Source organism: Wenyingzhuangia aestuarii (assembly GCF_011927765.1).
Taxonomy (GTDB): domain Bacteria; phylum Bacteroidota; class Bacteroidia; order Flavobacteriales; family Flavobacteriaceae; genus Wenyingzhuangia; species Wenyingzhuangia aestuarii.
In genome coordinates this window covers 159,913-183,004 of the sequence record NZ_JAATJG010000004.1, presented here as the reverse complement: position 1 = coordinate 183,004, position 23,092 = coordinate 159,913, and the positions used below count along the sequence as shown (strand labels likewise).

Sequence of the window (23,092 nt, the reverse complement as noted above, 5' to 3'; positions counted from 1 at the left end):
GGCTTTTTTTGTTTGTATAGACTACAAATTAAATTGTTTTATTAGTTACTAACTTTTTTTTATCGTTTGTTGTTTTGCTAATCTAAAATAGTTTGATGGGATTTTTTTTTAAAAGATAATAGCTAGTTTGAAATAAAAAAGCCTAACTAATTAAAGTTAGGCTTTTTGTGACCGGGCTGGGGCTCGAACCCAGGACCCTCTCCTTAAAAGGGAGATGCTCTACCAACTGAGCTACCAGGTCAATGAGGGTGCAAATATAGAGCTTTTTTTAAATCATGAAAACTTTTTTTAGGTTGTTTTTTTCTTTGATATTTGTGAGGTCTAATTTGGTAAGTATAAAAACATGAAACTAGTTCTTTTAGGGTATATGGGGTGTGGTAAATCTGCAATTTCAAAATCATTAAGTCATCATTTAAAGTTTAAAAGAATAGACTTAGATGATTATATAGAAGAGAAAGAAGGAATGTTAATTGCTGAAATATTTTCTACCAAAGGAGAAATCTATTTTAGAAAACTTGAAACAACTTGTTTGCAAGAATTGTTAGATGGTAAAGAAGAATTTATTTTATCGTTAGGAGGTGGAACTCCGTGCTTTGGAAATAATATGGAATTAATCAACCAGAAATCTACCTCGGTATATTTAAGTGCAAACATTCCAACATTAGTAGACAGATTACTTCCCGAAAAAAGCAAAAGACCTTTAATAGCTAGAATTAGCAATGAAGATTTACCAGAGTTTATTGGTAAACATTTGTTTGAAAGAAGACATTATTATTTACAAGCCAAAGTAGCCGTATCTGTAGATAACAAATCTGTAAATACCATTGCTTCAGAAATAATAGCTGCTATTTAATTTTTAGCATAAATAAGCAATTGCATCATTTTCTTTACTAAAATCTACTTCTATATGCTCTTGTAAAGAGGTAGATAAAGATAATCCTTTAAAATCTGCTTTTACGGGGTATTGTTTGTGATTTCTGTTTACCAAAACAGCTGTTTTAAAAGAAGCTAAAGGAACTTGTAAAAAGTGTTTTACACCATAGATTAACGTTTTTCCAGAACTTAAAACATCATCAATTAAAACCAAGTTTTTATTTTGGTAGGCTTCTTTAGGAATACTTGTAGTAATTTCTGTAAGCGGATTTTTTTTATCAAGAATTAACTCACACAAAGTAATTTTAAGATCACTAATTTCTTGTAAGTGTTCTTTTAGGTGTTCTGCAAATATAAATCCATTTCCATTAATACCTGCTAAAATAATTTCGTCCGTATCACAGTTACTCTCCAATATTTGAAAAGCAATTCTTCTTGTTTTTTGTGTGATTTCTTGATGGTTTAATATAATAGACTTGTTCATGGATGTCAATTTAATTTTCGTTGTCAAAAGTACCATTTTCTTGGTATTCGTCTAAATCTCTTCTGTCTTTTTTACTAGGTCTACCTGCACCTTTTTGTCGGTAATAGTCTTTGGCAAACTTTAACATGTCTTCGTGTTCAAAAGCTTCTTTAAGAGTGGTGTCTTTTCTGTAAAGATCCACCAATTTAGCTCCAACTCTATTGGGTGGAATGTCTAAAACTTCTAACTGATAGTTGATTTGATTTTTACGAACAATAAGTTTTTCACCAATAAACACATCTTTAGAAGGTTTGGCATTAACATTGTTAATCTTAACATGACCTTTTTTACAAGCCTCAGTAGCTATAGATCGAGTCTTAAACATTCTAATGGTCCATAAATATTTGTCAATTCTCATTAGTTATTTGTAAATGATTCTTTCGGCTAAGATATGAAAATTGTAAATTGCGAGTTGTAAAACAATAGATAATGAATTTTAAAAAAATAATAATGGCTGCTTTTGCAGTTTTAGTTGTTGGATGTCAGGAAGGTACAGAGGTTTTTGACCATGTAGCACAATACAATAAAGAAAAAGTAGAAATAGACACCTATTTGGCCACTCATTACTATGATAGCGATAGTGACCAGTTTGAAGATTTGATTGAAGGAAAAACTTCTTTAGCCAATGATGATAATTTAAAGGCTGTAGAAACTACTTATTTAGATATTGATTATACCATGTACACTTACGAGACTGTTGAGGGTACAGGAAATAGTCCAGATGCTAATGACATTGTAAATATAACTTACAAGTTAACGTCTTTAGAAAATCTATTGTATCAAGAAAATGATGTGAATGATGCATTTTTAGATTTAACAGGTTTAATACCTGGATGGCAAGTAGGATTACCTAATTTTAAAGAAGGTGAATCTAATGAAGATGATCCAACTTTACCAAGACAATATAGCAATTCTGGAGAGGGGTTAATGATTGTTCCTTCAGGTTTGGCTTATCAAAATTTTGGAAGTGGTTTAATTTCTGCAAATGAAACATTAATCTTTAAAATTGTATTAAGATCTGTAGGTCAAATAGAAAATGACGATGAATAATAAAATTTATCAATATAAAAAAAGCTCCATGTATATTTGGAGCTTTTTTTATGCACTAGCCATAGCTATTAATTTTTGAACCGTGTTCCAGTTTCGGCTAGTAGCTGTTGTTTGTAATAGTTTTTCTATACTGTTGTTATTTAACTTAGAGTCACTGTATTTTGTGGCATAACATATATGTATAATTAGGGAATCAACCCTATAGTTGTCGCTACCAAAGTTTTTTTGATCTAATCCCTTTGGATTTTGAGACCCATTTTTGGTGAAAACAACATAATTTCGTTTGTCAATAATTTCAAAAGGATGCTTATTTACTAGTTCTTTAAAATGTGTTAAAGTGTAGGTAAACACTTCTATATTATATCCGTAGTGGTTTGTAATAACGTTGTTAATAATTAAGGAAATATCTTTAACAGTATTAAGATTACTTTTAATTACAAAATTTCCACTTTGGATATAGCTATTAACTTTTGTAAATTCATCAACATTAGCTAAGAGGCTTACAAAATCTTTCATGATCATTTTGTTTTTTCCAGAAACGTTTATGCCTCTTAATAGTACTATATAAATCATTTTAAATTAAGTTTAAATAATTTTAAAAGTATGACATATATTAGTTTGTTTACTATTCTGATGTCTTATTTTTGTTTAAAACTAATGAATCATTATGAGTAAAGCCATCTACATTGCAGCTTCACATTCTAACAGTGGGAAATCTATTGTAACCCTTGGTTTAATGCGATTGTTGTTAGGAAAAACAACTAAAGTAGGATATTTAAAACCTATAATTACTATCGGGAAAAGTCAAAAAGATTTTCATATAGAGACCATTTTGTCTCACTTTGATTTAGATATTGACTACAAAGATGCTTTTGTGTTTACAGGTAAAGAAGTCATCACTAAAAGAAATCAGGGAAAAAGCGGAGAAATTATAGATACAATTATCAAACGCTACAAAAAAATGGAATCTAAATATGATTTTGTTTTGGTAGAAGGGACTGATTTTGAAGGAGATGCTACTTCGTATGAGGCTGAGTTAAACGTAATGATTGCCAAAAACTTAGGAATTCCTGCATTGATTATTAGTAAGGCTAAAAAAGGAATTTCGGTACACGATTTAATAGAAAACACCAAATTAATATACGATACCTTTATTAATGATCAAGTAAATGTATTGTCGGTTATTATAAACAAGGCGAATAAGAATCACAAAGAAATGATTGAAAATCATTTAGACAACATATTACCTAAGTCTGTTGTTAAATCTGTAATTCCTTATTCTAATAAATTATCTAGCCCAACGGTAGCAGAAATTGTAAGAGAATTAAATGCTGAGGTTTTGTTTGGAGAAAACGGATTAAACAACCCTATTAGTGCTTACGGAGTAGGAGCTATGCAGTTAAGAAACCACTTAGAACATTATGTAGATAATTATTTGGTGGTAACTCCTGGAGATAGAGCCGATATTATTTTAGGTTCTTTACAGGCAAACAGCTCTAAAAATTATCCTAAAGTATCTGGAATTGTATTAACAGGAGGCTTAAAACCAGAAAAAACAATTTTAAAATTAATTGATGGTTTGTCTGATGTAGTGCCAATTTTATCAGTAAAAACAGGAACTTTTGAGGCTACTACAGATGTAGCCAATGTACAAGCACAAATTTATTCAGAGAATACAGATAAGATTTTAGCATCGCTTAGAATTTTTGATAAATACGTTCCTACCGAAGATTTAACCAATAAATTAATCAATTTTAAGGTAAACGGAATGACACCTAAGATGTTCCAATACAATATGATTGATAGAGCTAGTAAAACAAAAAAGAGAATTGTTCTACCAGAAGGAAACGATCCGCGTATTTTAGAAGCAGCAGCAATGTTGGCGACTTTAAATATTGTTGATATTGTTTTATTAGGAAATATAGATGAGTTAAAAGTTAAAGCAGAAAAAATAGACGTCGCTATTAATTTTGAAAAAATTAAAGTCATCAATCCTATAGAATCTGAACATTTTGAAGATTTTACCAATACGCTTTACGAATTAAGAAAGCATAAAGGAATGAATTTAGACATGGCCAAAGATACCATGACAGATGTATCTTATTTTGGAACGATGATGGTGCATAAAGGAATGGTAGACGGAATGGTTTCTGGAGCTGTAAACACTACACAACATACCATTAGACCTGCTTTGCAGTTTATAAAAACGAAACCAGGAGTATCTGTAGTTTCATCTATCTTTTTTATGTGTATGGAAAACAGAGTAGCTATTTTTGGAGATTGTGCCATTAACCCAGATCCAACAGCAGAACAGTTGGCAGAAATAGCTATTTCATCGGCAGATTCAGCCGCTAATTTTGGAATAGAACCAAGGGTAGCAATGCTTTCTTATTCTTCAGGATCTTCAGGAAAAGGAGCTCAAGTAGATAAAGTGAGAACCGCTACAGAAATTGTAAAACAAAAAAGACCCGATTTAAAGGTAGAGGGACCTATACAGTATGATGCTGCTGTAGATCCTGGAGTAGCAAAAAGTAAAATGCCAAACTCAGAGGTAGCAGGTAAAGCAACCGTTTTGGTTTTTCCAGATTTAAATACAGGAAATAATACCTATAAAGCTATTCAGAGAGAAACAGGAGCATTGGCCATTGGACCTATGTTACAAGGATTAAACAAACCCGTAAACGATTTAAGTAGAGGTTGTACCGTAGACGATATTTTTAACACTGTAATCATTACCGCTATACAAGCACAAGAATTATAAAACATGAATGTATTAATTATCAATTCAGGAAGTTCATCTATCAAATATCAATTGATTGAAATGCCTGCAGAAAATGTAGTTTGCGAAGGTTTAATAGAACGTATTGGAGTAGGACAAGAAAACTCAAATTTTGTTTACCAACCTGTTAACGGCGATGAAATTAAAATAGAAGGAGCGATTGCAGACCATAAAGAAGGTTTGTCTTTGTTAGTGTCTCATTTATTTGATACAAACGTAGGAGTTATTGCTAAAAAAGAAGACTTAAAAGTTATAGGACACAGAGTTGTACATGGAGGAAGTGCTTTTGACAAAGCAGAAATTGTAACTCCAGCTGTAAAGGATGAAATTAAGGAGCTGTTCTCCTTAGCACCATTACATAACCCTGCTCATTTATTAGGAATAGAAGTTTGTGAAGATTTGTTTCCACAAGCAAAGCAAGTAGTCGTTTTTGATACGGTTTTTCATCAAACAATGCCTTCAAAAGCTTACAAATATGCCTTACCAAAACAATTGGCAGAGGAAAAAAAGATTCGTGTATACGGTTTTCATGGAACGAGTCATAAATACGTGTCAGAAAAAGCAAATGAATTTTTAGGAACTACCAATACCAAATTAGTGACATTGCATATTGGAAACGGAGCCTCTTTATCTGCTGTACAAAATGGACTTTGTGTAGATCATTCTATGGGATTTTCTCCAACTACAGGTTTGGCAATGGGAACTCGTACAGGAGATATTGATCCTGCTGTAATTGTACATTTAATTAAAAACTTAGGATATTCTGCTCAAGAGGTTAGTGATTTAATTAACAAACAAAGCGGAATGTTAGGGATGACTGGTTACTCAGATTTTAGAGATTTAGTCAATCAATCTAACAACGGAAATAAAGAATGTACAGAGGCTTTAGAATTATACGCATATAGGGTTAAAAAATATATTGGAGCTTATGCTGCTGCTATGAATGGCTTGGATGCAATTGTTTTTACAGCTGGAGCAGGAGAAAATTGTATTGAAATTCGTGATTTAGTATGTAAAGAGCTAGAGTATTTAGGAATTGAAATTGATAAAGACTTAAATAATCAAAGACCTAAAACGTTGACTGAAATTCAGGTGAAAAATGCTAAAGTTAAAATTTTAATTATTCCTACAAATGAGGAGTTAGAAATTGCTAAACAATCTTATGAATTGATTTAGTGTGATTAAAAAAAGAGATAAAAGCCTCTATATTTAAATAGGGGCTTTTGTATGTAATAGAGCTATGTTTTGTGCGACTTATAAGATGCTAATTATTACCCTAAACGTATGTCTCAACAATTGTGGTTTATAGAAAATGTAAATCTATTTGGTAAACTTTGCCCTCATAAGTTTAAAGAGTATGCATCTTGTCATCAGTTTATAGATTTTAAAAAGAATGACTATGTTTATTTTTCTTCGGATAGAGCTAATAAACTGTTTTTAATTCAATCCGGTAAAATAAAACTAGGCTACTATACTCCCGATGGAGAGGAGGTTGTAAAAGCTATTTTAAGTAAAGGACAAGTGTTTGGAGAAAAAGCATTGTTAGGTCAAGATACTAGAAGTGAATTTGCACAAGTATTAAATAACACCACTACAGTTTGCCCTATTGATGTGGCTACTTTACACAATTTGATGAGAGACAATCAGAATTTTGCTTTAAATATTTATAAGTTCATCAATTACAGAATAAAAAAATTAGAGCGAAGGTTAGAAATTCTAATGTTTAAAGATTGTAAAACAAGAGTTACAGAGTTTTTAACAGATTTGTCTAAAGATTTTGGAGTTATCAATCATAAAAACAAAAGTATAGAAATAGAACATCCGTATACTCAAAAAGATATAGCCAATTTAATTGGAGCTTCTAGGCCTAGTTTAAATATTATTTTAAACGAATTAAAGGAACAAGGTCAAATAGAATTTACAAGAACTAAAATTATTTTAAAAAAAGACCTTAGTGTTAGCTAGCTAACAAAACAAAAAAAGAATCTGTTCTACATTTGATTTTATAATCAAAATCAATTTAAGATGAACAAGAAATTTTTTACAGCAGGTATTTTAGCATTTGGAATGTTATTAGGATCATGTGATAATGACGATCAAAACAAATCCGTAATAGAAAGTAATCATAACTTAGAACTATCCATAAGTGGTTTAGCTAACTTAGGAGATAACTTTGTATATGAAGGTTGGGTAATTGTAAACGGAAGCCCAGTATCTACAGGTGTGTTTACTATAGATGGTGAAGGAAAATGGTCTGCAAATTCTTTTAATGTAGACGAATCAACTTTAGCAAGCGCTACTAATTTTGTATTATCAATAGAACCTAAAGTAGATACAGATCCAGCACCATCAGCAACAAAAATTTTAGTAGCAGATTTTTCAGGAAATTCAGCTACAGTTGTAGCAACCACAGTTCCTGGAATTAATACGAATGGTGATGGAGAGTTTTCTGGAGCTTGGGGTAACTATTTTTTAAGAACTCCAACCGATGAAACAGGAACAAACAATGGTAATGACGAAAACGGAATTTGGTTTGGAACTCCAGGAGCACCACCAACGGCAGGTTTAGGAGGAATGCCTGAGTTAGAGGTAACTTCTGGATGGAGATATGAAGGTTGGGTTGTAGTTAATGGAACACCAATTTCTACAGGTACATTTACTAGTTTTATAAAAGCAGATGCTTCTAATCAATTTAGTGGTGCCGAAGCTAATGCTGGTCCTCCAATTCCTGGAGAAGACTTTTTCTTAAATGCACCTACAGGAGTTGTTTTTCCTTTAGATGTTAGAGGTAAAACAGCAGTAATTTCTTTAGAGCCTTATCCTGATAATTCAGCAGCTCCTTTTTCTATAAAGCCTTTAGTAGGAACAGTAAGTGATACTGCAGAATTTGCACCAACAGTTCATAGTTTAACTGCAAATTTATCTAGTTTTCCTGCTGGAACAATTACAAGAAAATAATTAGAAAAACTTATTGCTTTAAAAGATTAATCATTTAGTTGATTAGTTTTAGTTATAAATTCAAACAAAAAAGCTCGATAGAATTTCTATCGAGCTTTTTATATTAAAAATATTTTAGGTTATTTTTTTACGGTCTTAATTTGTATTAAATCTACTAAAAAGGCAAATAGCATAGAAAAATAAATATATCCTTTAGGAATTTCAAAATGCAATCCTTCACCAATTAAAGAAACACCAATCATCATTAAAAAACAAAGTGCTAATATTTTAAAAGACACGTGTTTGTTAATAAAATTCACAATAGGTTTAGATGCAAAAATCATAATTAAAACACTTATGATTACAGCTGCGTACATTACGTATAGGTTACTTACCATACCAACGGCAGTAATAATAGAATCTATGGAAAATACAATATCTAAAATTAAAATTTCTATTAATAAGTTAGCAAAGGTTGGTTTTTTAACAACTTTATCAGAATTATTTTGATGGTTTTCTGTATGATGAAAAATTTCTGTACTAGCCTTGTATAATAAGAAGATTCCTCCAGAAAGTAGAATTAAATTCTTACCGCTAAAACCTAAGCCAAATACTCTAAATAAATCATTATCTAATTTTAGAATCCAAGAAACAACAGTTAATAGTCCAATTCTTATAATAGCTGCCAAAGCCAATCCTATAATTCTAAGTTTGTCTCTTTTTTCAGCAGGAAGTTTATCTGTTAAAATAGAAATAAAGATAATGTTATCTATTCCTAATACCACTTCTAAAAACACAAGCGATATTAAAGGGATGATGATTTCTTGTAGCATAGTTTCATTTTTTTTTCAAATTTAACAAATAAAAAAACCCTCTAACAAGTTAGAGGGTTAAATATAAGCAAGATGTTGTTTAAAATTATTTTACTTTTTCGACGATGGCCTTAAAAGCTTCTGGGTTGTTCATCGCTAAATCAGCTAAAACCTTACGGTTTAATTCGATATTGTTAGCTTTTACTTTCCCCATAAACTGAGAATAAGACAATCCATGAATACGAGCACCCGCGTTAATACGAGTAATCCATAAAGCACGGAAGCTTCTTTTCTTGTTTTTTCTGTCACGGTAAGAATAGCACATTGCTTTCTCAACCGCATTTTTTGCTACTGTGTAAACGTTTTTACGTCTTCCAAAATAACCTTTTGCAAGCTTCAAGATTTTTTTTCTTCTTCTTCTTGAGGCTACTGAATTTACTGATCTTGGCATAATTTCAATGTTTTTTGTAGTAAGGCGACAATTTCTTGTTCTTTAATTTGCCCACTCCATGGTTAATAATTAAATATTCCCGTTAAACTTAAATTACTTTAAGTTTAATTGATTTTTGATGTTTGCTTCATCACTTTTGTGAACTAACCCATCATGAGTTAACTTCAATTTACGCTTTTTAGACTTCTTTGTTAAGATGTGACTTTTAAAAGCGTGCTTTCTTTTTAATTTTCCAGTTCCAGTTACTTTGAATCTCTTCTTAGCACTAGATTTTGTTTTTAATTTAGGCATCTCTAATTAAGTTTTAATTCTTGCTTACTTTATTTTATCAGTAATAAAACTACTGTTTACTTTTTCACCTTAGGTGCAATAAACATAATCATACGTTTACCTTCAAGTTTTGGCATTTGTTCTACTTTACCATATTCTTCTAATTCCTGAGCTAATTTTAATAATAAAATTTGCCCCTGATCTTTAAATATAATAGAACGACCTTTAAAGAATACATATGCTTTTAATTTTGCTCCTTCTTGCAAAAACTTAATGGCATGTTTTTTCTTAAACTCGTAATCGTGTTCATCTGTTTGTGGGCCAAAACGTATTTCTTTTACAGTTACTTTCGTCGCTTTAGACTTAATAGCTTTATCACGTTTCTTTTGCTCGTACAAGAACTTCTTGTAGTCAATAATTTTACAAACAGGAGGAACCGCTTTAGGAGATATTTCTACTAAATCTAGTTCTTGTTCTCTTGCAAATTGCTTGGCTTTTGCAATAGGATAAACTCCTATCTCAATGTTTTCTCCAACTAAACGAACTTCATCCACGTAACGAATGTGTTCGTTAATTCTGTGTGGATTCTCTTTGATAATTCTCGCAGGTCCCTTAGACCTTCTTCTCTTAATTGCTATGGCTTTATCTTTTTACTCTCATATTGCTATGAGAAATTAAACTCTTTATTTAAATGATACTAAGGTCTTTTCTACTTCTTCGGTAATAATTTTTGTAAAATCACCAATAGTAAACGTTCCTAGATCTCCTTCTCCGTGTTTTCTAACAGAAACACTTTCTTCTCCTTCTTCTTTTTCTCCTACAATAATCATGTAAGGAATTTTGCTAACCTCAGCATCTCTAATTTTACGACCTGTTTTCTCACTTCGGTCATCAATTAGCGTGCGAATTTCGGAATTTTCTAGCAATTCTGAAACTTTTTCGGCATATTTCTGATATTTCTCACTGATTGGTAGGATAATAACTTGCTCTGGCATTAACCAAAGAGGGAAATTACCTCCAGTATGCTCTAATAACACGGCAATAAAACGTTCCATAGATCCAAAAGGAGCACGGTGAATCATTACAGGTCTATGTTCTGCATTGTCAGAACCTTTGTAAGTTAAGTCAAATCTTTCAGGTAAATTGTAATCTACTTGAATAGTTCCTAACTGCCAACTTCTTCCCAACGCATCTTTTACCATAAAGTCTAACTTAGGTCCGTAAAAAGCAGCTTCACCTGTTTCTACCACATAGTTTAAACCTTTTTCTTTTGCAGCATTTATAATGGCATTTTCTGCCTTGTCCCAATTTTCATCAGAACCAATATATTTTTCTGGATTCTCTGGATCTCTTAACGATACTTGTGCTGTAAAGTCTTCAAAACCTAAAGCTGTAAATACATACAATACCAAATCAATAACATCTTTAAACTCTTGATCTAATTGATCTGGAGTACAAAAAATATGTGCATCATCTTGTGTAAAACAACGTACACGTGTCATTCCGTGTAATTCACCACTTTGCTCGTATCTATAAACAGTACCAAATTCAGCATAACGTTTAGGTAATTCTTTATAAGACCAAGGTTTGTAGTTGTATACTTCACAGTGATGAGGACAGTTCATTGGTTTTAACAAGAACTCTTCGTCCATTTTTGGAGTTTTGATAGGTTGAAAACTATCTTCTCCATATTTTTCATAGTGACCAGAAGTCACGTATAATTCTTTTTGACCAATATGAGGTGTCATCACCATTTCGTAACCTGCCTTCTTTTGAGCTTTCTTTAAAAAGTCTTCTAATCTACTTCTTAAAGCAGCTCCTTTAGGCAACCATAAAGGCAATCCTTGTCCTACTTTTTGAGAAAAAGTAAACAATTCTAATTCTTTACCTAATTTACGGTGGTCACGTTGTTTTGCTAATTCTAATAACTCTAAATATTCGGTTAACAATTTAGCTTTAGGGAATGAAATTCCATAAATACGTGTTAACTGAGGATTTTTTTCATCACCTCTCCAATAAGCACCAGCAGCGCTCATTACTTTAATAGCTTTTAAAATTCCTGTATTTGGAATATGACCTCCTCTACATAAATCTGTAAAATCATCATGATCACAAAAAGTAATTTCTCCATCGGTTAAGTTTTCTATCAACTCAATTTTAAAAGGATTTCCTTCTTCTTTATATTTAGCTAAAGCATCTGCTTTAGAAACTTCACGTAATGTAAATTCGTGTTTTCCTCTAGCCAATTCTAAGAATTTTTGCTCAATTTTAGGAAAATCGTTTTCAGATACTTTGTGTTCTCCAAAATCAATATCGTAGTAAAAACCGTTTTCAATGGCAGGACCAATGGTTAATTTTACACCAGGATATAATTTTTGAATAGCTTGTGCTAAAACGTGTGCAGATGAATGCCAAAAAGCTTTTTTTCCTTCTGGTTGCTCAAATGTATATAAGGTTAAGTTACCGTCGGTGGTTAATGGGGTTTTGGTTTCAACGGTAGTTCCGTTAAAATTTGCCGAAATTACATTTCTGGCGAAACCTTGGCTAATACTAATAGCCACATCCATTGGAGTACTGTTTTTTTCGTACTCTCTTACACTTCCATCTGGTAAAGTAATGTGAATCATTATATTTTTTTTTTGCTGAGCAAAGATAGGCTATTAATTGTAGATTAAAAATGGAACAGGAAAGAATTGTTATTGGATTTTTTGATACTCTTTAATTCCTTTTTGAGTAAGATATGGATAGATACTTTCAGATATTATTTTGATATAATCTTCTGTAGTTTTTAAAGAGATTGATGCATGTTCTAAACTTTTAGAAGTCATCCAAAAATCGCTTATTATTTGAATTCGAGTATACAAATGATCATATTCATTAGCTATTTTTTCGGGTCTAATCAATTCCTGTTTTATAAGTATTTCAAACAAATCCAACGTTTGTTTTTTTCTTAAAGTCATTAACTGATTGTAATGAATTCTGATATTCTCATGTTCTCTCATGATTTGTGTAAAATCTAAAAAGAAAAAACGGTATTCATAAAACAAAGTAATTGTAGTCCTAGCAATATCGTATAGTGTTTTAACTGTTACAGATGAGGGTGTTGTAGCTTGTATTTTCTCATCAATTTTTAAAACCAATTGGTGATATAAAGCTTCTATAATGTCTTCTCTTTTTTTATAATGATAACTCAAGTTTCCTTGACTCATTCCTATTTCTTTGGCTATACTTCTTAATGTGATTTTTGACAATCCATATTGATTGAATAAAACTAAAGATGTTGCTAGTATTTTTTGTTTGGTTGTACTCATAATTCTTTACAAATATAAATAATTAGTAGTTTTGACCTAATTAAATAAAATTAGTACATTTGACCTAATGTTTTTAAATCAACAAAATGACAATTGATATTATTGGAGGAGGAATAGGAGGCTTAACAACGGGAATTGCTTTAAAAAGAAAAGGATTTACAGTGCGTATTTTTGAACAAGCAAGTGAACTAAAAAATGTAGGAGCCGGAATTGTTTTGGCAAACAATGCTATGCAGGTCTATAAAAGGTTAGGGCTCTCTGATGAAATTACCTCTAAAGGGAATACCATATCACAAATAAATATTGTTGATCAGAAGTTTAAAATAATTTCGAATACCAATTTGCAGTATTTTGAGAAAAAACACAATCTTAAAAATGTGGCTATTCACAGAGCAGTATTACAGCAAATATTAATCAATCAATTTTCTGAGGAAGAATTGTTTTTAGATCATAAATTAGAATCCATTGTTTTAGGTAATACTATATCAACATTAAAATTTGAAAATGGGAAGACTTACTTATCTGAATTAGTTGTAGGTGCTGATGGAATTTATTCCAAGGTTAGAACATGTTTGTTTGATGCTGTGCAACTAAGAAAAGCAAATCAATTGTGTTGGAGAGGAATGTTAAAATTTGATTTGCCTAAAGAGTATCAGCAGAAAGCTATAGAAGGATGGGGAAACAATACTCGTTTTGGTTTTGTACAACTAAATAAAGGATTGGTTTATTGGTATGCTTTAAAATCAGGACAGAAGCAAACAACTATGCGTATAGAAGACTTTAAAGAATATGGATCTTTGGTAACCAAAATGATAAAGGTGACAAAGGATATTCATCTGTCAGAAATCTCAGATATCCAACCTTTTAAAAACTGGAGTGTAGGAAATGTTTGTTTGTTGGGAGATGCAGCCCATGCAACCACACCTAATTTGGGACAAGGAGCTTGTCAGGCTATAGAAGATGCGTATGTGTTGGCTGCATGTTTTAAGAAAAATAAAAATAGAACCAAGGTGTTTGATGAATACGAATCCATCAGAATTAAAAAAGCACATAAGGTAGTAACCACAAGTTGGCAGGTGGGGAAAATAGCTCATTTGTCTAATCCTTTATTAAGAACAATCAGAGATTTTTTGTTGAGAATAACTCCTGGATTTGTGAATAGAAAACAATTAGAGACTTTATTTAAAATTCATGAACTTGAATAGTATATACAATGAAAAAGGTAATAAAGGACGATGTTTATATTACGGAAGCTGGTAGAAAAAGTTTGGAAAGCATTCATTTTTCTGATACATTTTCTACAACGAACTTTATAGATGATTTAAAGACAGTTACGCAGTTGGTATTTGGTACAATGCCAGTTTGGATTGTTTTTTTATTTAAAATTAGAGATAAAATAGGTGGGGTTATAGGTTTAAAGCAGGGGAGCGTTAAAAAAGAATTTCAAGAAATAAAAGAAGGAAGGACCATAGGTTTTTTACTATTTACAAAGTTGATGAGACTGAAGTTATAGTAGGAGCAAATGATCATCATTTAAATTTTAGAGCCCTTATTAACAACACAAAATCTAAAACCTATAATATAAAGGTAACCACATTGGTACAGTATCATAACAGAAAAGGAGTTGTATATATGCGATTGATAAAACCTTTTCACAAATTAGTGGTAAAGCGTATGGTACAACAAGCTTTTAAAGATGTGTAAAACCCGTTGTTAATTTTTTGTAATCAGTAAATAAAAAGTTACTTTTGCGCATGCAACAAAAAGTACTTATTCTAGATTTCGGATCTCAAGTTACGCAGCTGATAGCTCGTCGAGTGAGAGAGTTGAACATTTATTGTGAAATTCACCCATACAACAGCGAAAAATACAATTTTGCTGATTACAAAGCAGTCATTTTATCAGGATCTCCACACTCAGTAAGAGGAGAGAATGCACCTAAAATAGACTTATCAGAAGTAAAAGGTAAAAAACCATTATTAGGGATCTGTTATGGAGCTCAATACTTAGCACACTTTTTTGGTGGAGAAGTAGGAGCCTCTAACACCAGAGAATATGGTAGAGCCAACTTATCTTACATTAATCATGACAATCCTTTATTCGATGAAATTGGAGCAGGAAGTCAGGTTTGGATGAGCCACTCTGATACTATTTTAAACTTACCAGATAATTACGAGTGTATTGCGAGTACTCCAGATGTGAAGAACGCAGCATACCACGTAAAAGGTGAAGATACATTTGCAATTCAATTCCACCCAGAAGTATATCATTCATCAGATGGATCTAAATTGTTAGAAAACTTTTTAGTAAAAATTGCAGGAGTTGCTCAAGAGTGGACACCTAATAACTTTGTAGAAACTACCGTTCAAGAAATTAAAGACAAAGTAGGAAACGATAAAGTTGTTTTAGGATTGTCTGGAGGAGTAGATTCTACCGTAGCAGCCGTTTTATTAAACAAAGCGATTGGAGAAAATCTTTACTGTATTTTTGTGAACAACGGATTGTTACGTAAAAATGAATTCGAAGCTGTGTTAAAGCAATACGAAGGTATGGGCTTAAACGTAAAAGGAGTAGATGCTACCGACAGATTTATGAAAGAATTAGAAGGTTTGTCTGATCCTGAATTAAAACGTAAAGCCATTGGTAAAGCATTTATTGATGTTTTTGATGCAGAGTCTCATTTAATTGAAGACGTAAAATGGTTGGCACAAGGAACTATTTATCCAGATGTAATTGAATCTGTTTCTGCAGATGGAGGTCCATCAGCAACCATTAAATCTCATCACAACGTAGGAGGATTACCAGATTTTATGAAATTAAAGATAGTGGAGCCTTTACGTATGATTTTTAAAGATGAAGTTCGTAGAGCAGGAAAATCTATGGGAATTGATCCTGAATTGTTAGGACGTCATCCTTTTCCTGGACCAGGATTAGCGATTCGTATTTTAGGAGATATTACTGCTGAAAAAGTAGCCATGCTACAAGAGGTAGATGCTATTTTTATCAACGGATTAAAAGAACACGGATTGTATGATTCTGTTTGGCAAGCTGGAGCTATTTTATTACCTGTACAATCTGTAGGAGTAATGGGAGATGAGCGTACTTACGAAAAAGCGGTTGCTTTACGTGCTGTAGAGTCTACAGATGGTATGACTGCTGACTGGGTAGATTTACCTTATAAATTTTTACAAGAAATTTCTAATAAAATTATCAACAATGTGAAAGGTGTTAACAGAGTTGTTTATGATATTAGTTCTAAACCACCTGCAACTATTGAGTGGGAATAAGCTTAGAATATAAAATAAAAACACCAACCATGCGGTTGGTGTTTTTTTATGCGCATTATTTTTAAACTATAGAGATTGTTTTTTAACTTTTACAAGGTCTTTATATTTGGTATAATATATGTAATATTGTGTTCTGAAAATGAATCCCAATATGATACGAGTATTTAAAGTTTTTAGTTTGTTATTTGTAATGATAAGTCTTTCTATATCAGCACAAGAACTAAAAGAATATAAAGTGAAAAGAGGAGAGTCTTTAAAAGATATTGCAGAAAAGTTTGACGTAAGTTACACGGATTTGTTAAAAGCGAATCCAGAAATTCCAAAAAAGCCTAAAAAAAGAACTCTTGTAAAAATTCCTGCTAGGACATTTAAAAGTGTAAAACATCCAAAAGATGCTAGACCAAATGCAAGTAGTGATTATTTTAAACTTCCAACACAAGAGAATGATTCTATAGGAATACACAAGGTACAAGCCAAAGAAACGTTGTATAGTTTGTCTAAGCAGTACAATGTGTCTATGGCTACATTAATTAAACAAAATCCTTTTTTGGCGGTTGATGGGTTAAAAATAGGGCAAGAGTTACAAGTTCCTGTAGCAGTTAAAAAACCTGTTGATAAAGAAAAAGCAACATTTCATACAGTTATTGCTCAAGAAACTTTGTATGGAATTTCTAAGCAATATGGAGTAAGTATTTCTGAATTAAAAAATGCCAATACAGAAGTCTTAAAAGAAGGATTAAAATTAGGTACTGTTTTAAAAATACCAACAGTTACCCAACAAGAAGTTGTTACAGATCCTAGCAAACATATAATTGCTCAAGGAGAAACATTGTATAGTGTGTCTAGAAAATATGGAATTAGTGTTCCAGAACTTTTAGCGGTAAATGATACAGTGGTTATAGATAGTTTGGTAATTGGTTCTGCTATAAAATTACCAAGTAAAGTAATTGCTAAAGTCACAGAAAGTACAGTATCTCCTATATATAAAAGAGTGCCTTTAACCTATCAATACAATCAAGGAGATTCTTTACAGATGGTTTTAGAAGAATTAGGAATTAGTAAAGATTCTTTACAGTCTATAAATCCTAGTTTTGATTCTATTCTAGAAAATGGAGGGAATTTTTTAGTGGGTTTAAAAAAGACTCATTTAATATTTGAAGATCATCAATGGTTTAAAGATTCTATCGTGGTAGATAAAGTGTTGAATACTATGATAATGTTGCCGTTTAATTTTAAAAAGAACGATACGTTGTCTCAAGAAACACTATTTGCCAACCCTAGTGGTTTACCAAGTATTGTTTCAGATTTTTATTTGGGAGCTCAAATGGCTATTGATTCTTTACAAAAGCAAGGAATTAAAATTAACTTATCTGTGGTAGATACAGAAAAGTCAGTAGATTCTATTCATAAAAAAATGGAATCTATAAGAGCTTTAGATCCTGATGTAATTATTGGTCCGTTGTATACAAATAATACGATGTATGTAGCAACACAATTTCCATCGGTACCGGTATATTATCCTATTTACTCACAAAAACAAAACCGTTTTAGAAATAGTAATATCATCAAAACAGCAACTCATAAGGACTTGTTAGAAAAGGAAGTGTTGTCCTTTATTCAAGAAAACAGAAAAGGAGAACATTTAATTATTGTGGGAAATAGTCAAAACATGGCTACATTAAAAAAATACAAAAGCTTATTGGCAAAAAGAGATAGTTCTGGAGCTATTATAGAAGATGATGTTAGTTTGTTAACCTTGTCTAAAGGATATATTTCTAGACAAGATTTTTTAAGCAAATTAAAACTAGAACAAGCAAATTGGATTTTAATAGCAGAAAATAGCAATGTAATTACAGCAGATGTGTTTAACAATACAAGGTCTATTCCTAGGTCTAATGTTTTAGAAACACCTATTAGAGTTTTGTCTTTTGAAAAATCGGGCTATGCAAACAAAATTTCTTTTGAAACGTTGGCAAAGTATCATTATACCTACGGAACTGATGAGGTAGAATACATAGAGGTTAAAAATAATAGTTTTGAAAATGCATATGCTAAAAAGAACAATGTTTTTCCTAACGATTATGCAATCAAAGGATTTAATGTAACCTACGATGCTATTTTAAGAACCGTAAAAGGAAATTCTAAAGATGCTTCTGGAGCATCGCACAGATACAGACAAGCTTTTTATTACGATAAAAACGGAAAGAAAGTTAACGACAATCAAGCAGTATTTGTAAACGCTATTGAAAACTCAAAAGAAGAAGGTTTAAGAATTATTAGATTACGATAGTTTAGAGCAAATTTCTTTAATCACCATATCAAAAGGAGTGTAGCTAAAATTAGTTATGCTCTTTTTGATGTTATTACCGTTGTAATATCTTTTTTTGTGAGCAGCACGAGCGCTGTATTTGTTCAAACCAAAATCTAGAGTTCCAAAGGTTAAAGTAGCTATAAGACTATTTAGCCTCCATGCAATTTCTGTAACGGTTTTACCTGCTTTAAATTTAGGAGGAGTAACATTTAGATGTTGAGCAATTAAACTAAAAATAGCTTTGTAATTGCTGTTTTGAGCGACCAGAACAAAACGTTGATTGCTAATGTTGCTATTCATTAATAAAATCATGGCATTTACAACATCTTGTACAGCAACAACACCTACGGTTCCATTTGTATAGAAAGAAAGTCCTTTTTTAATTTTTTTAAATAGTTGACTAGAATTTACATTCCATGCTCCAAATCCAAAAATAACTCCCGGATTTACAATAACCACAGGAACTCCTTCTTGAGAAGCTCTCCAAACTTCCATTTCGGCACCATATTTTGTAAGACTGTAATCGCTATGGTCTCCTTCCGGATTCCATTCGCAATCTTCATCAATAAAATTAACACCAGGAGTTTTGGCAAGAGTAGCTATAGAGCTTACATAACAAAGTTTTTCTATGTTGTTTTTAATGCACAAATTTACAATGTTGGCAGTTCCTTCAACGTTTACTTTTCTAAGCTGTTCACTGTCTTTACTGTCAAAAGATACCTTAGCTGCTGCATGATAAACATGCGTAATTCCGTTAAAAACGAGTTCTATTTCAGGAATATTAACAATGTCAGCTTTTTTCCAGATAATGTTTTGATAGTTGCTTGTGTCACCATACAATTCAAAAATTTCTTTGGTTGTGTTTTGTGTTTCTTTATTTCTATAAATAGCCACTATTTGGCTGTTTGTTTTACATAAATTGTATAACAAATGTGCTCCTACTAAACCAGTACCTCCTGTAACTAAAATCATAACCCGAAAATAATCAATTTTAGGAGATATTAATTGTTAATTTTGCTTTTCAAAGTTTTTTAAAATGATTAAAAACGAATTAAGAAAAAAATACAAATTATTAAGAGCTTCTTTGTCAGAAGAGGATATTACAGCTAAAAGTATGGCAATAGCCAATCAGCTTTTAAAATTAGATGTTTGGGATAAAATTTACTATCATTTATTCTTAAGTATTGCCAATCAGAAAGAGATAGATACAGAGCAAATTTTACACGTTTTGTTTGCTAGAAATAAAGAGGTTGTTGTATCAAAATCAGACTTTAAAGAAAATACATTGTCTCATTTTTTATTAACAGAAAACACAAAATTGGTGGTGAATACTTATGGAATTCCAGAGCCAACCAACGGATTGCCTGTTCCAGAAAACAGGATAAATGTAGTTTTTGTTCCTTTATTAGCTTTTGATGTAAAAGGAAATAGAGTAGGTTATGGTAAAGGTTTTTATGATGATTTTTTAAGTAAATGCAATCCAGATGTGTTAAAAATTGGTTTGTCTTTTTACGAGGCTGAATCAGAAATTACAGATGCTTATGAAGGAGATATTCCATTGGATTATTGTGTAACTCCAACTAAAATTTATCAGTTTCATGAATAAGACAGTAGTAAACAATACCATTGCTTTTGTAAAAGAGCAATTAAAAAATGCAGAAGGTGGTCACGATTGGTTCCATATAGAAAGAGTGTATAAAAACTCTTTAACCATTGCCAAAACAGAAACTTGTAATATAGAAGTTGTTGCCTTGGGAGCTTTACTACATGATATTGCTGATTCTAAATTCCATAATGGAGATGAGCAAATAGGACCTAAAACAGCTAGAGATTTTTTAAAATCACAATTGGTAAGTGATGAGGTGATAGAGCATGTGGTAAAAATTATAGAAAACATTTCTTTTAAAGGAGGAAAAGTAAAGCAAGCATTTAGCTCAAAAGAGTTAGATGTGGTTCAAGATGCAGATAGATTAGATGCTATTGGAGCTATAGGAATTGCAAGAGCATTTAATTATGGAGGTTTTAAAAACAGAGGTATGTACAATCCTGAAATTGCTCCTAATTTAGAAATGACTAAAGAAGAGTATAAAAATAGTACAGCTCCAACCATTAATCATTTTTATGAGAAATTATTACTCCTAAAAAATAAGATGAATACACAGACAGGTAAACAGATTGCAGAAAAAAGACATCAGTTTATGGAATTGTATTTAGAACAATTTTATAAAGAATGGGAAGGGGATTTGTAAGGACTCCATATAATGTACGACTCAAGGTACTGTTAAGCAATGCTTAACTTTTTCATAGCAATTTTCCTCCGGCATTAATTCAGTTTAGTGCCGGAGGTTTTAATTTTCGGTTAATAGTAAATAGATGTCTTTAATAGCTTGGTTTACTTCATTTTTGTTGGTTCCATCGTAAAAACCTCTAATTCTTTTTTCAGTATCTATCAATATAAATTGTTCGGTATGTATAAAATCCTGATCGCCACCATCACCTTCATCTAAAACAGCAAAATAACTTTTACGAGCTAAATTGTAAATGTCTTTTTTAGCCCCTGTAGTAATGTGCCATTTTCCAGAAATTGCCCCATGAGCCTCAGCATATGTTTTTAAAACGGGAACACTATCCATAACAGGGGTTACAGAGTGTGATAAGAATTTTATGCTAGGATTGTTTATAAATTCAGTTTGCAGAATAGCCATATTGTTAGTCATAATAGGGCAAATAGTTCCACATCTTGTAAAAAAGAAATCAGCAACATAAATTTTGTTATCAAAATCTGCTTCCGTCACTGTTTTCCCATCCTGATCCGTTAGTGTAAAAGAAGCTATTTTATGATTTTTAGCCTTGTTTAAAAGACTTTCATCAACTAATCTTGGATTAATGTCAATAGGGTTATATATTGGCAAAGATTTTGCTTTGTTGTTGAGGTGGTATAAATAAGATATAATAACCACAGAAAGTACACCCATGGCAATAAAGGTGTATTTAGATTTAGCAAAAAAGTTTTGAGACATGCTTAAATTTTTATCAAAGTTACAAAGCATTTTAGAAACTTAGCCAAAAAAATATGAACACATAATTAAAGTTGTACATTTGTTCGACTTATTAAAGAATTACACTATTACATGGAGAATTTAATTATTGCAGGGCAGTTTTTGTTAAGCCTTTCTTTATTGATTGTATTACACGAATTAGGGCATTTTATTCCCGCTAAATTATTTAAAACTAGAGTTGAAAAGTTCTATTTATTTTTTGATTACAAGTTTTCTTTATTCAAGAAAAAAATTGGAGGTACCGTTTATGGTATTGGTTGGATTCCTTTAGGAGGATATGTGAAAATTGCGGGTATGATTGACGAGAGCATGGATACTGAGCAAATGAAACAACCAGCACAACCTTGGGAGTTCCGTTCTAAACCAGCTTGGCAACGTTTAATTATTATGTTAGGTGGTGTAATTGTAAACTTTATTTTAGGGTTACTTATCTATATTATGATTTTTTCTGTTTGGGGAGAAGATGTAGTGAGTCCTAAAAACGTAAAAAATGGTTTTGCTGTTGCTCAACATTTTGAACAATATGGATTTAGAAAAGGAGATACTTTTTTAAGCGTTGATGGTAAACCTGTAGAGAACGTTTTAAAAGTTAGCAAGCAATTGTTTTTAAGAGATGTAAAAAATATAGAAGTTTTACATGCAGACGGTACTACAGAAGTATTAACAGTGCCAGAGAATATTGGAAAAGAAATGTGGCAACAAAGTATAATGGAACCTTTTACTCCATTGTTTCCTGCTGTTATAGATTCTGTAATTGCTGACAAACCTGCATTTAAGTCTGGCTTTATAAAAGGAGATAAAGTAGTTTCTGTAGATGGAGAAGAGACTCCTTATTGGTCAGATTTTACAGCTAAAATTCAACAGTCAGAAGATAAGCCTTTAGAGGTTGTTGTAAACAGAGAAAACGCTTTGGTAACTTTGACCGTTAGTCCAGAAGAAAACAAAATAGGAGTAGCTCCTTTGTTTAAGGTAGATGAAATAGTTACTGTAGATCATAAAACATACGGATTTGGAGAAAGTGTTTCTAAAGGATATTCAAAAGCTTATTGGACATTAAAGGATTATATGGCTCAGTTTAAGTATGTGTTTACTAAAAAAGGAGCATCTAGCATGGGAGGGTTTATTTCTATTGCAAAAATATTTAAGCCTGTTTGGGATTGGAAAGTATTTTGGTCTAATACCGCATTTTTATCAATTATGTTAGGGTTTATGAACTTGTTACCTATTCCTGCATTGGACGGTGGACACGTAGTGTTTACTTTATACGAAATGATTACAGGTAGAAAGCCTGGAGATAAATTTTTAGAATATGCTCAAATTACCGGTTTTGTATTATTATTGTCTCTGTTAGCCTTTGCCAACGGAAATGATTTATACAAATTAGTGATGAGCTGGTTGTAAGAATAAAAATTAAAAATTCAAAAGCTGT

General features: G+C 31.6%; 23 protein-coding genes, 1 tRNA gene and 1 pseudogene. 13 read left to right on the top strand and 12 right to left on the bottom strand.

Annotated features, from left to right (window positions below; all coding sequences use genetic code 11):
* Positions 1-168: 168 nt before the first annotated feature.
* A tRNA-Lys gene (locus GGR97_RS05555) sits at positions 169-241 on the bottom strand.
* A 102-nt stretch (positions 242-343) separates the two neighbouring features.
* Between GGR97_RS05555 and GGR97_RS05550 the strand changes: the two genes are divergently transcribed.
* A complete protein-coding gene (locus tag GGR97_RS05550) occupies positions 344-853 on the top strand; it encodes a shikimate kinase (RefSeq protein ID WP_167897522.1) in 510 nt (169 codons plus the stop codon).
* Positions 854-856: 3 nt separating this feature from the next.
* Here GGR97_RS05550 and GGR97_RS05545 read toward each other — a convergent pair whose 3' ends face one another.
* Together GGR97_RS05545 and GGR97_RS05540 are read right to left on the bottom strand one after the other, a co-directional pair.
* Positions 857-1,357, bottom strand: a complete 501-nt coding sequence (locus GGR97_RS05545) for a phosphoribosyltransferase family protein (protein WP_167897521.1) — start codon at positions 1,355-1,357, stop codon at positions 857-859.
* A gap of 10 nt (positions 1,358-1,367) precedes the next feature.
* On the bottom strand, positions 1,368-1,754 hold the full coding sequence (locus GGR97_RS05540; protein ID WP_167897520.1) for an RNA-binding S4 domain-containing protein: 387 nt from the start codon (positions 1,752-1,754) through the stop codon (positions 1,368-1,370).
* A gap of 71 nt (positions 1,755-1,825) precedes the next feature.
* On the opposite strand from GGR97_RS05540, the gene GGR97_RS05535 reads away from it, so the two are divergent.
* Complete coding sequence (locus GGR97_RS05535; RefSeq protein WP_167897519.1) at positions 1,826-2,446, top strand: FKBP-type peptidyl-prolyl cis-trans isomerase; 621 nt, start codon at positions 1,826-1,828, stop codon at positions 2,444-2,446.
* A 48-nt stretch (positions 2,447-2,494) separates the two neighbouring features.
* Here the strand turns inward: GGR97_RS05535 and GGR97_RS05530 are convergent, their stop codons facing one another.
* Entirely contained in the window at positions 2,495-3,019 is a 525-nt protein-coding gene (locus GGR97_RS05530) for a DUF1697 domain-containing protein (protein ID WP_167897518.1), read from the bottom strand.
* Positions 3,020-3,113: 94 nt separating this feature from the next.
* Here GGR97_RS05530 and pta point away from each other — a divergent pair, with 94 nt between their 5' ends.
* The 4 genes from pta (at position 3,114) to GGR97_RS05510 (ending at position 8,183) form a co-directional block, all read left to right on the top strand.
* Entirely contained in the window at positions 3,114-5,207 is a 2,094-nt protein-coding gene (gene pta / locus GGR97_RS05525) for a phosphate acetyltransferase (RefSeq protein ID WP_167897517.1), read from the top strand.
* Between the two features lie 3 nt (positions 5,208-5,210).
* Positions 5,211-6,401, top strand: coding sequence for an acetate/propionate family kinase (locus GGR97_RS05520; protein ID WP_167897516.1), 1,191 nt, complete (start codon positions 5,211-5,213; stop codon positions 6,399-6,401).
* 108 nt (positions 6,402-6,509) lie between these two features.
* Entirely contained in the window at positions 6,510-7,190 is a 681-nt protein-coding gene (locus tag GGR97_RS05515) for a Crp/Fnr family transcriptional regulator (RefSeq protein WP_167897515.1), read from the top strand.
* Positions 7,191-7,250: 60 nt separating this feature from the next.
* Positions 7,251-8,183: an anti-sigma factor gene (locus GGR97_RS05510; RefSeq protein WP_167897514.1), complete on the top strand. Its 933-nt coding sequence runs from the start codon at positions 7,251-7,253 to the stop codon at positions 8,181-8,183.
* A 119-nt stretch (positions 8,184-8,302) separates the two neighbouring features.
* Here GGR97_RS05510 and GGR97_RS05505 read toward each other — a convergent pair whose 3' ends face one another.
* The 6 genes from GGR97_RS05505 to GGR97_RS05480 form a co-directional block, all read right to left on the bottom strand.
* Entirely contained in the window at positions 8,303-8,995 is a 693-nt protein-coding gene (locus tag GGR97_RS05505; protein ID WP_167897513.1) for a TerC family protein, read from the bottom strand.
* Positions 8,996-9,080: 85 nt separating this feature from the next.
* The gene (gene rplT / locus GGR97_RS05500) at positions 9,081-9,425 is read right to left on the bottom strand and encodes a 50S ribosomal protein L20 (RefSeq protein ID WP_167897512.1); all 345 of its coding nucleotides are present in this window, start codon (positions 9,423-9,425) and stop codon (positions 9,081-9,083) included.
* 93 nt (positions 9,426-9,518) lie between these two features.
* Entirely contained in the window at positions 9,519-9,716 is a 198-nt protein-coding gene (gene rpmI, locus GGR97_RS05495) for a 50S ribosomal protein L35 (RefSeq protein ID WP_010134986.1), read from the bottom strand.
* A 56-nt stretch (positions 9,717-9,772) separates the two neighbouring features.
* Positions 9,773-10,291 (bottom strand): translation initiation factor IF-3, encoded by a 519-nt coding sequence (infC, locus tag GGR97_RS05490; protein WP_317165742.1) that lies wholly within the window; start codon positions 10,289-10,291, stop codon positions 9,773-9,775.
* 87 nt (positions 10,292-10,378) lie between these two features.
* Positions 10,379-12,322: a threonine--tRNA ligase gene (gene thrS / locus GGR97_RS05485; protein ID WP_167897511.1), complete on the bottom strand. Its 1,944-nt coding sequence runs from the start codon at positions 12,320-12,322 to the stop codon at positions 10,379-10,381.
* 69 nt (positions 12,323-12,391) lie between these two features.
* Positions 12,392-13,006 carry a TetR/AcrR family transcriptional regulator gene (locus tag GGR97_RS05480; protein ID WP_167897510.1) on the bottom strand — a complete coding sequence of 205 codons (615 nt, stop codon included), beginning with the start codon at positions 13,004-13,006 and terminating at the stop codon, positions 12,392-12,394.
* An 86-nt stretch (positions 13,007-13,092) separates the two neighbouring features.
* On the opposite strand from GGR97_RS05480, the gene GGR97_RS05475 reads away from it, so the two are divergent.
* The 4 genes and pseudogenes from GGR97_RS05475 (at position 13,093) to GGR97_RS05455 (ending at position 18,583) form a co-directional block, all read left to right on the top strand.
* Positions 13,093-14,211 carry an FAD-dependent monooxygenase gene (locus GGR97_RS05475; RefSeq protein ID WP_167897509.1) on the top strand — a complete coding sequence of 373 codons (1,119 nt, stop codon included), beginning with the start codon at positions 13,093-13,095 and terminating at the stop codon, positions 14,209-14,211.
* A gap of 8 nt (positions 14,212-14,219) precedes the next feature.
* Positions 14,220-14,710 (top strand): annotated as a pseudogene (locus GGR97_RS15450) (DUF2867 domain-containing protein).
* 50 nt (positions 14,711-14,760) lie between these two features.
* Positions 14,761-16,293, top strand: coding sequence for a glutamine-hydrolyzing GMP synthase (gene guaA / locus GGR97_RS05460; RefSeq protein ID WP_167897507.1), 1,533 nt, complete (start codon positions 14,761-14,763; stop codon positions 16,291-16,293).
* A 151-nt stretch (positions 16,294-16,444) separates the two neighbouring features.
* Entirely contained in the window at positions 16,445-18,583 is a 2,139-nt protein-coding gene (locus tag GGR97_RS05455) for a lytic transglycosylase (protein ID WP_167897506.1), read from the top strand.
* Here the strand turns inward: GGR97_RS05455 and GGR97_RS05450 are convergent.
* Positions 18,575-19,576 (bottom strand): NAD-dependent epimerase/dehydratase family protein, encoded by a 1,002-nt coding sequence (locus GGR97_RS05450; RefSeq protein WP_167897505.1) that lies wholly within the window; start codon positions 19,574-19,576, stop codon positions 18,575-18,577. The two genes, GGR97_RS05455 and GGR97_RS05450, sit on opposite strands and share 9 nt — an antisense overlap.
* A 64-nt stretch (positions 19,577-19,640) precedes the next feature.
* Here GGR97_RS05450 and GGR97_RS05445 point away from each other — a divergent pair, with 64 nt between their 5' ends.
* Together GGR97_RS05445 and GGR97_RS05440 are read left to right on the top strand one after the other, a co-directional pair.
* Positions 19,641-20,210: a 5-formyltetrahydrofolate cyclo-ligase gene (locus GGR97_RS05445; protein ID WP_167897504.1), complete on the top strand. Its 570-nt coding sequence runs from the start codon at positions 19,641-19,643 to the stop codon at positions 20,208-20,210.
* Positions 20,203-20,853: an HD domain-containing protein gene (locus GGR97_RS05440; protein ID WP_167897503.1), complete on the top strand. Its 651-nt coding sequence runs from the start codon at positions 20,203-20,205 to the stop codon at positions 20,851-20,853. Before GGR97_RS05445 ends, GGR97_RS05440 begins: the two co-directional genes overlap by 8 nt.
* 99 nt (positions 20,854-20,952) lie before the next feature.
* Here GGR97_RS05440 and GGR97_RS05435 read toward each other — a convergent pair whose 3' ends face one another.
* Entirely contained in the window at positions 20,953-21,624 is a 672-nt protein-coding gene (locus GGR97_RS05435) for an SCO family protein (RefSeq protein ID WP_167897502.1), read from the bottom strand.
* A 111-nt stretch (positions 21,625-21,735) separates the two neighbouring features.
* On the opposite strand from GGR97_RS05435, the gene rseP reads away from it, so the two are divergent.
* Positions 21,736-23,064, top strand: a complete 1,329-nt coding sequence (gene rseP, locus GGR97_RS05430) for an RIP metalloprotease RseP (RefSeq protein ID WP_167897501.1) — start codon at positions 21,736-21,738, stop codon at positions 23,062-23,064.
* Positions 23,065-23,092 lie beyond the last annotated feature (28 nt).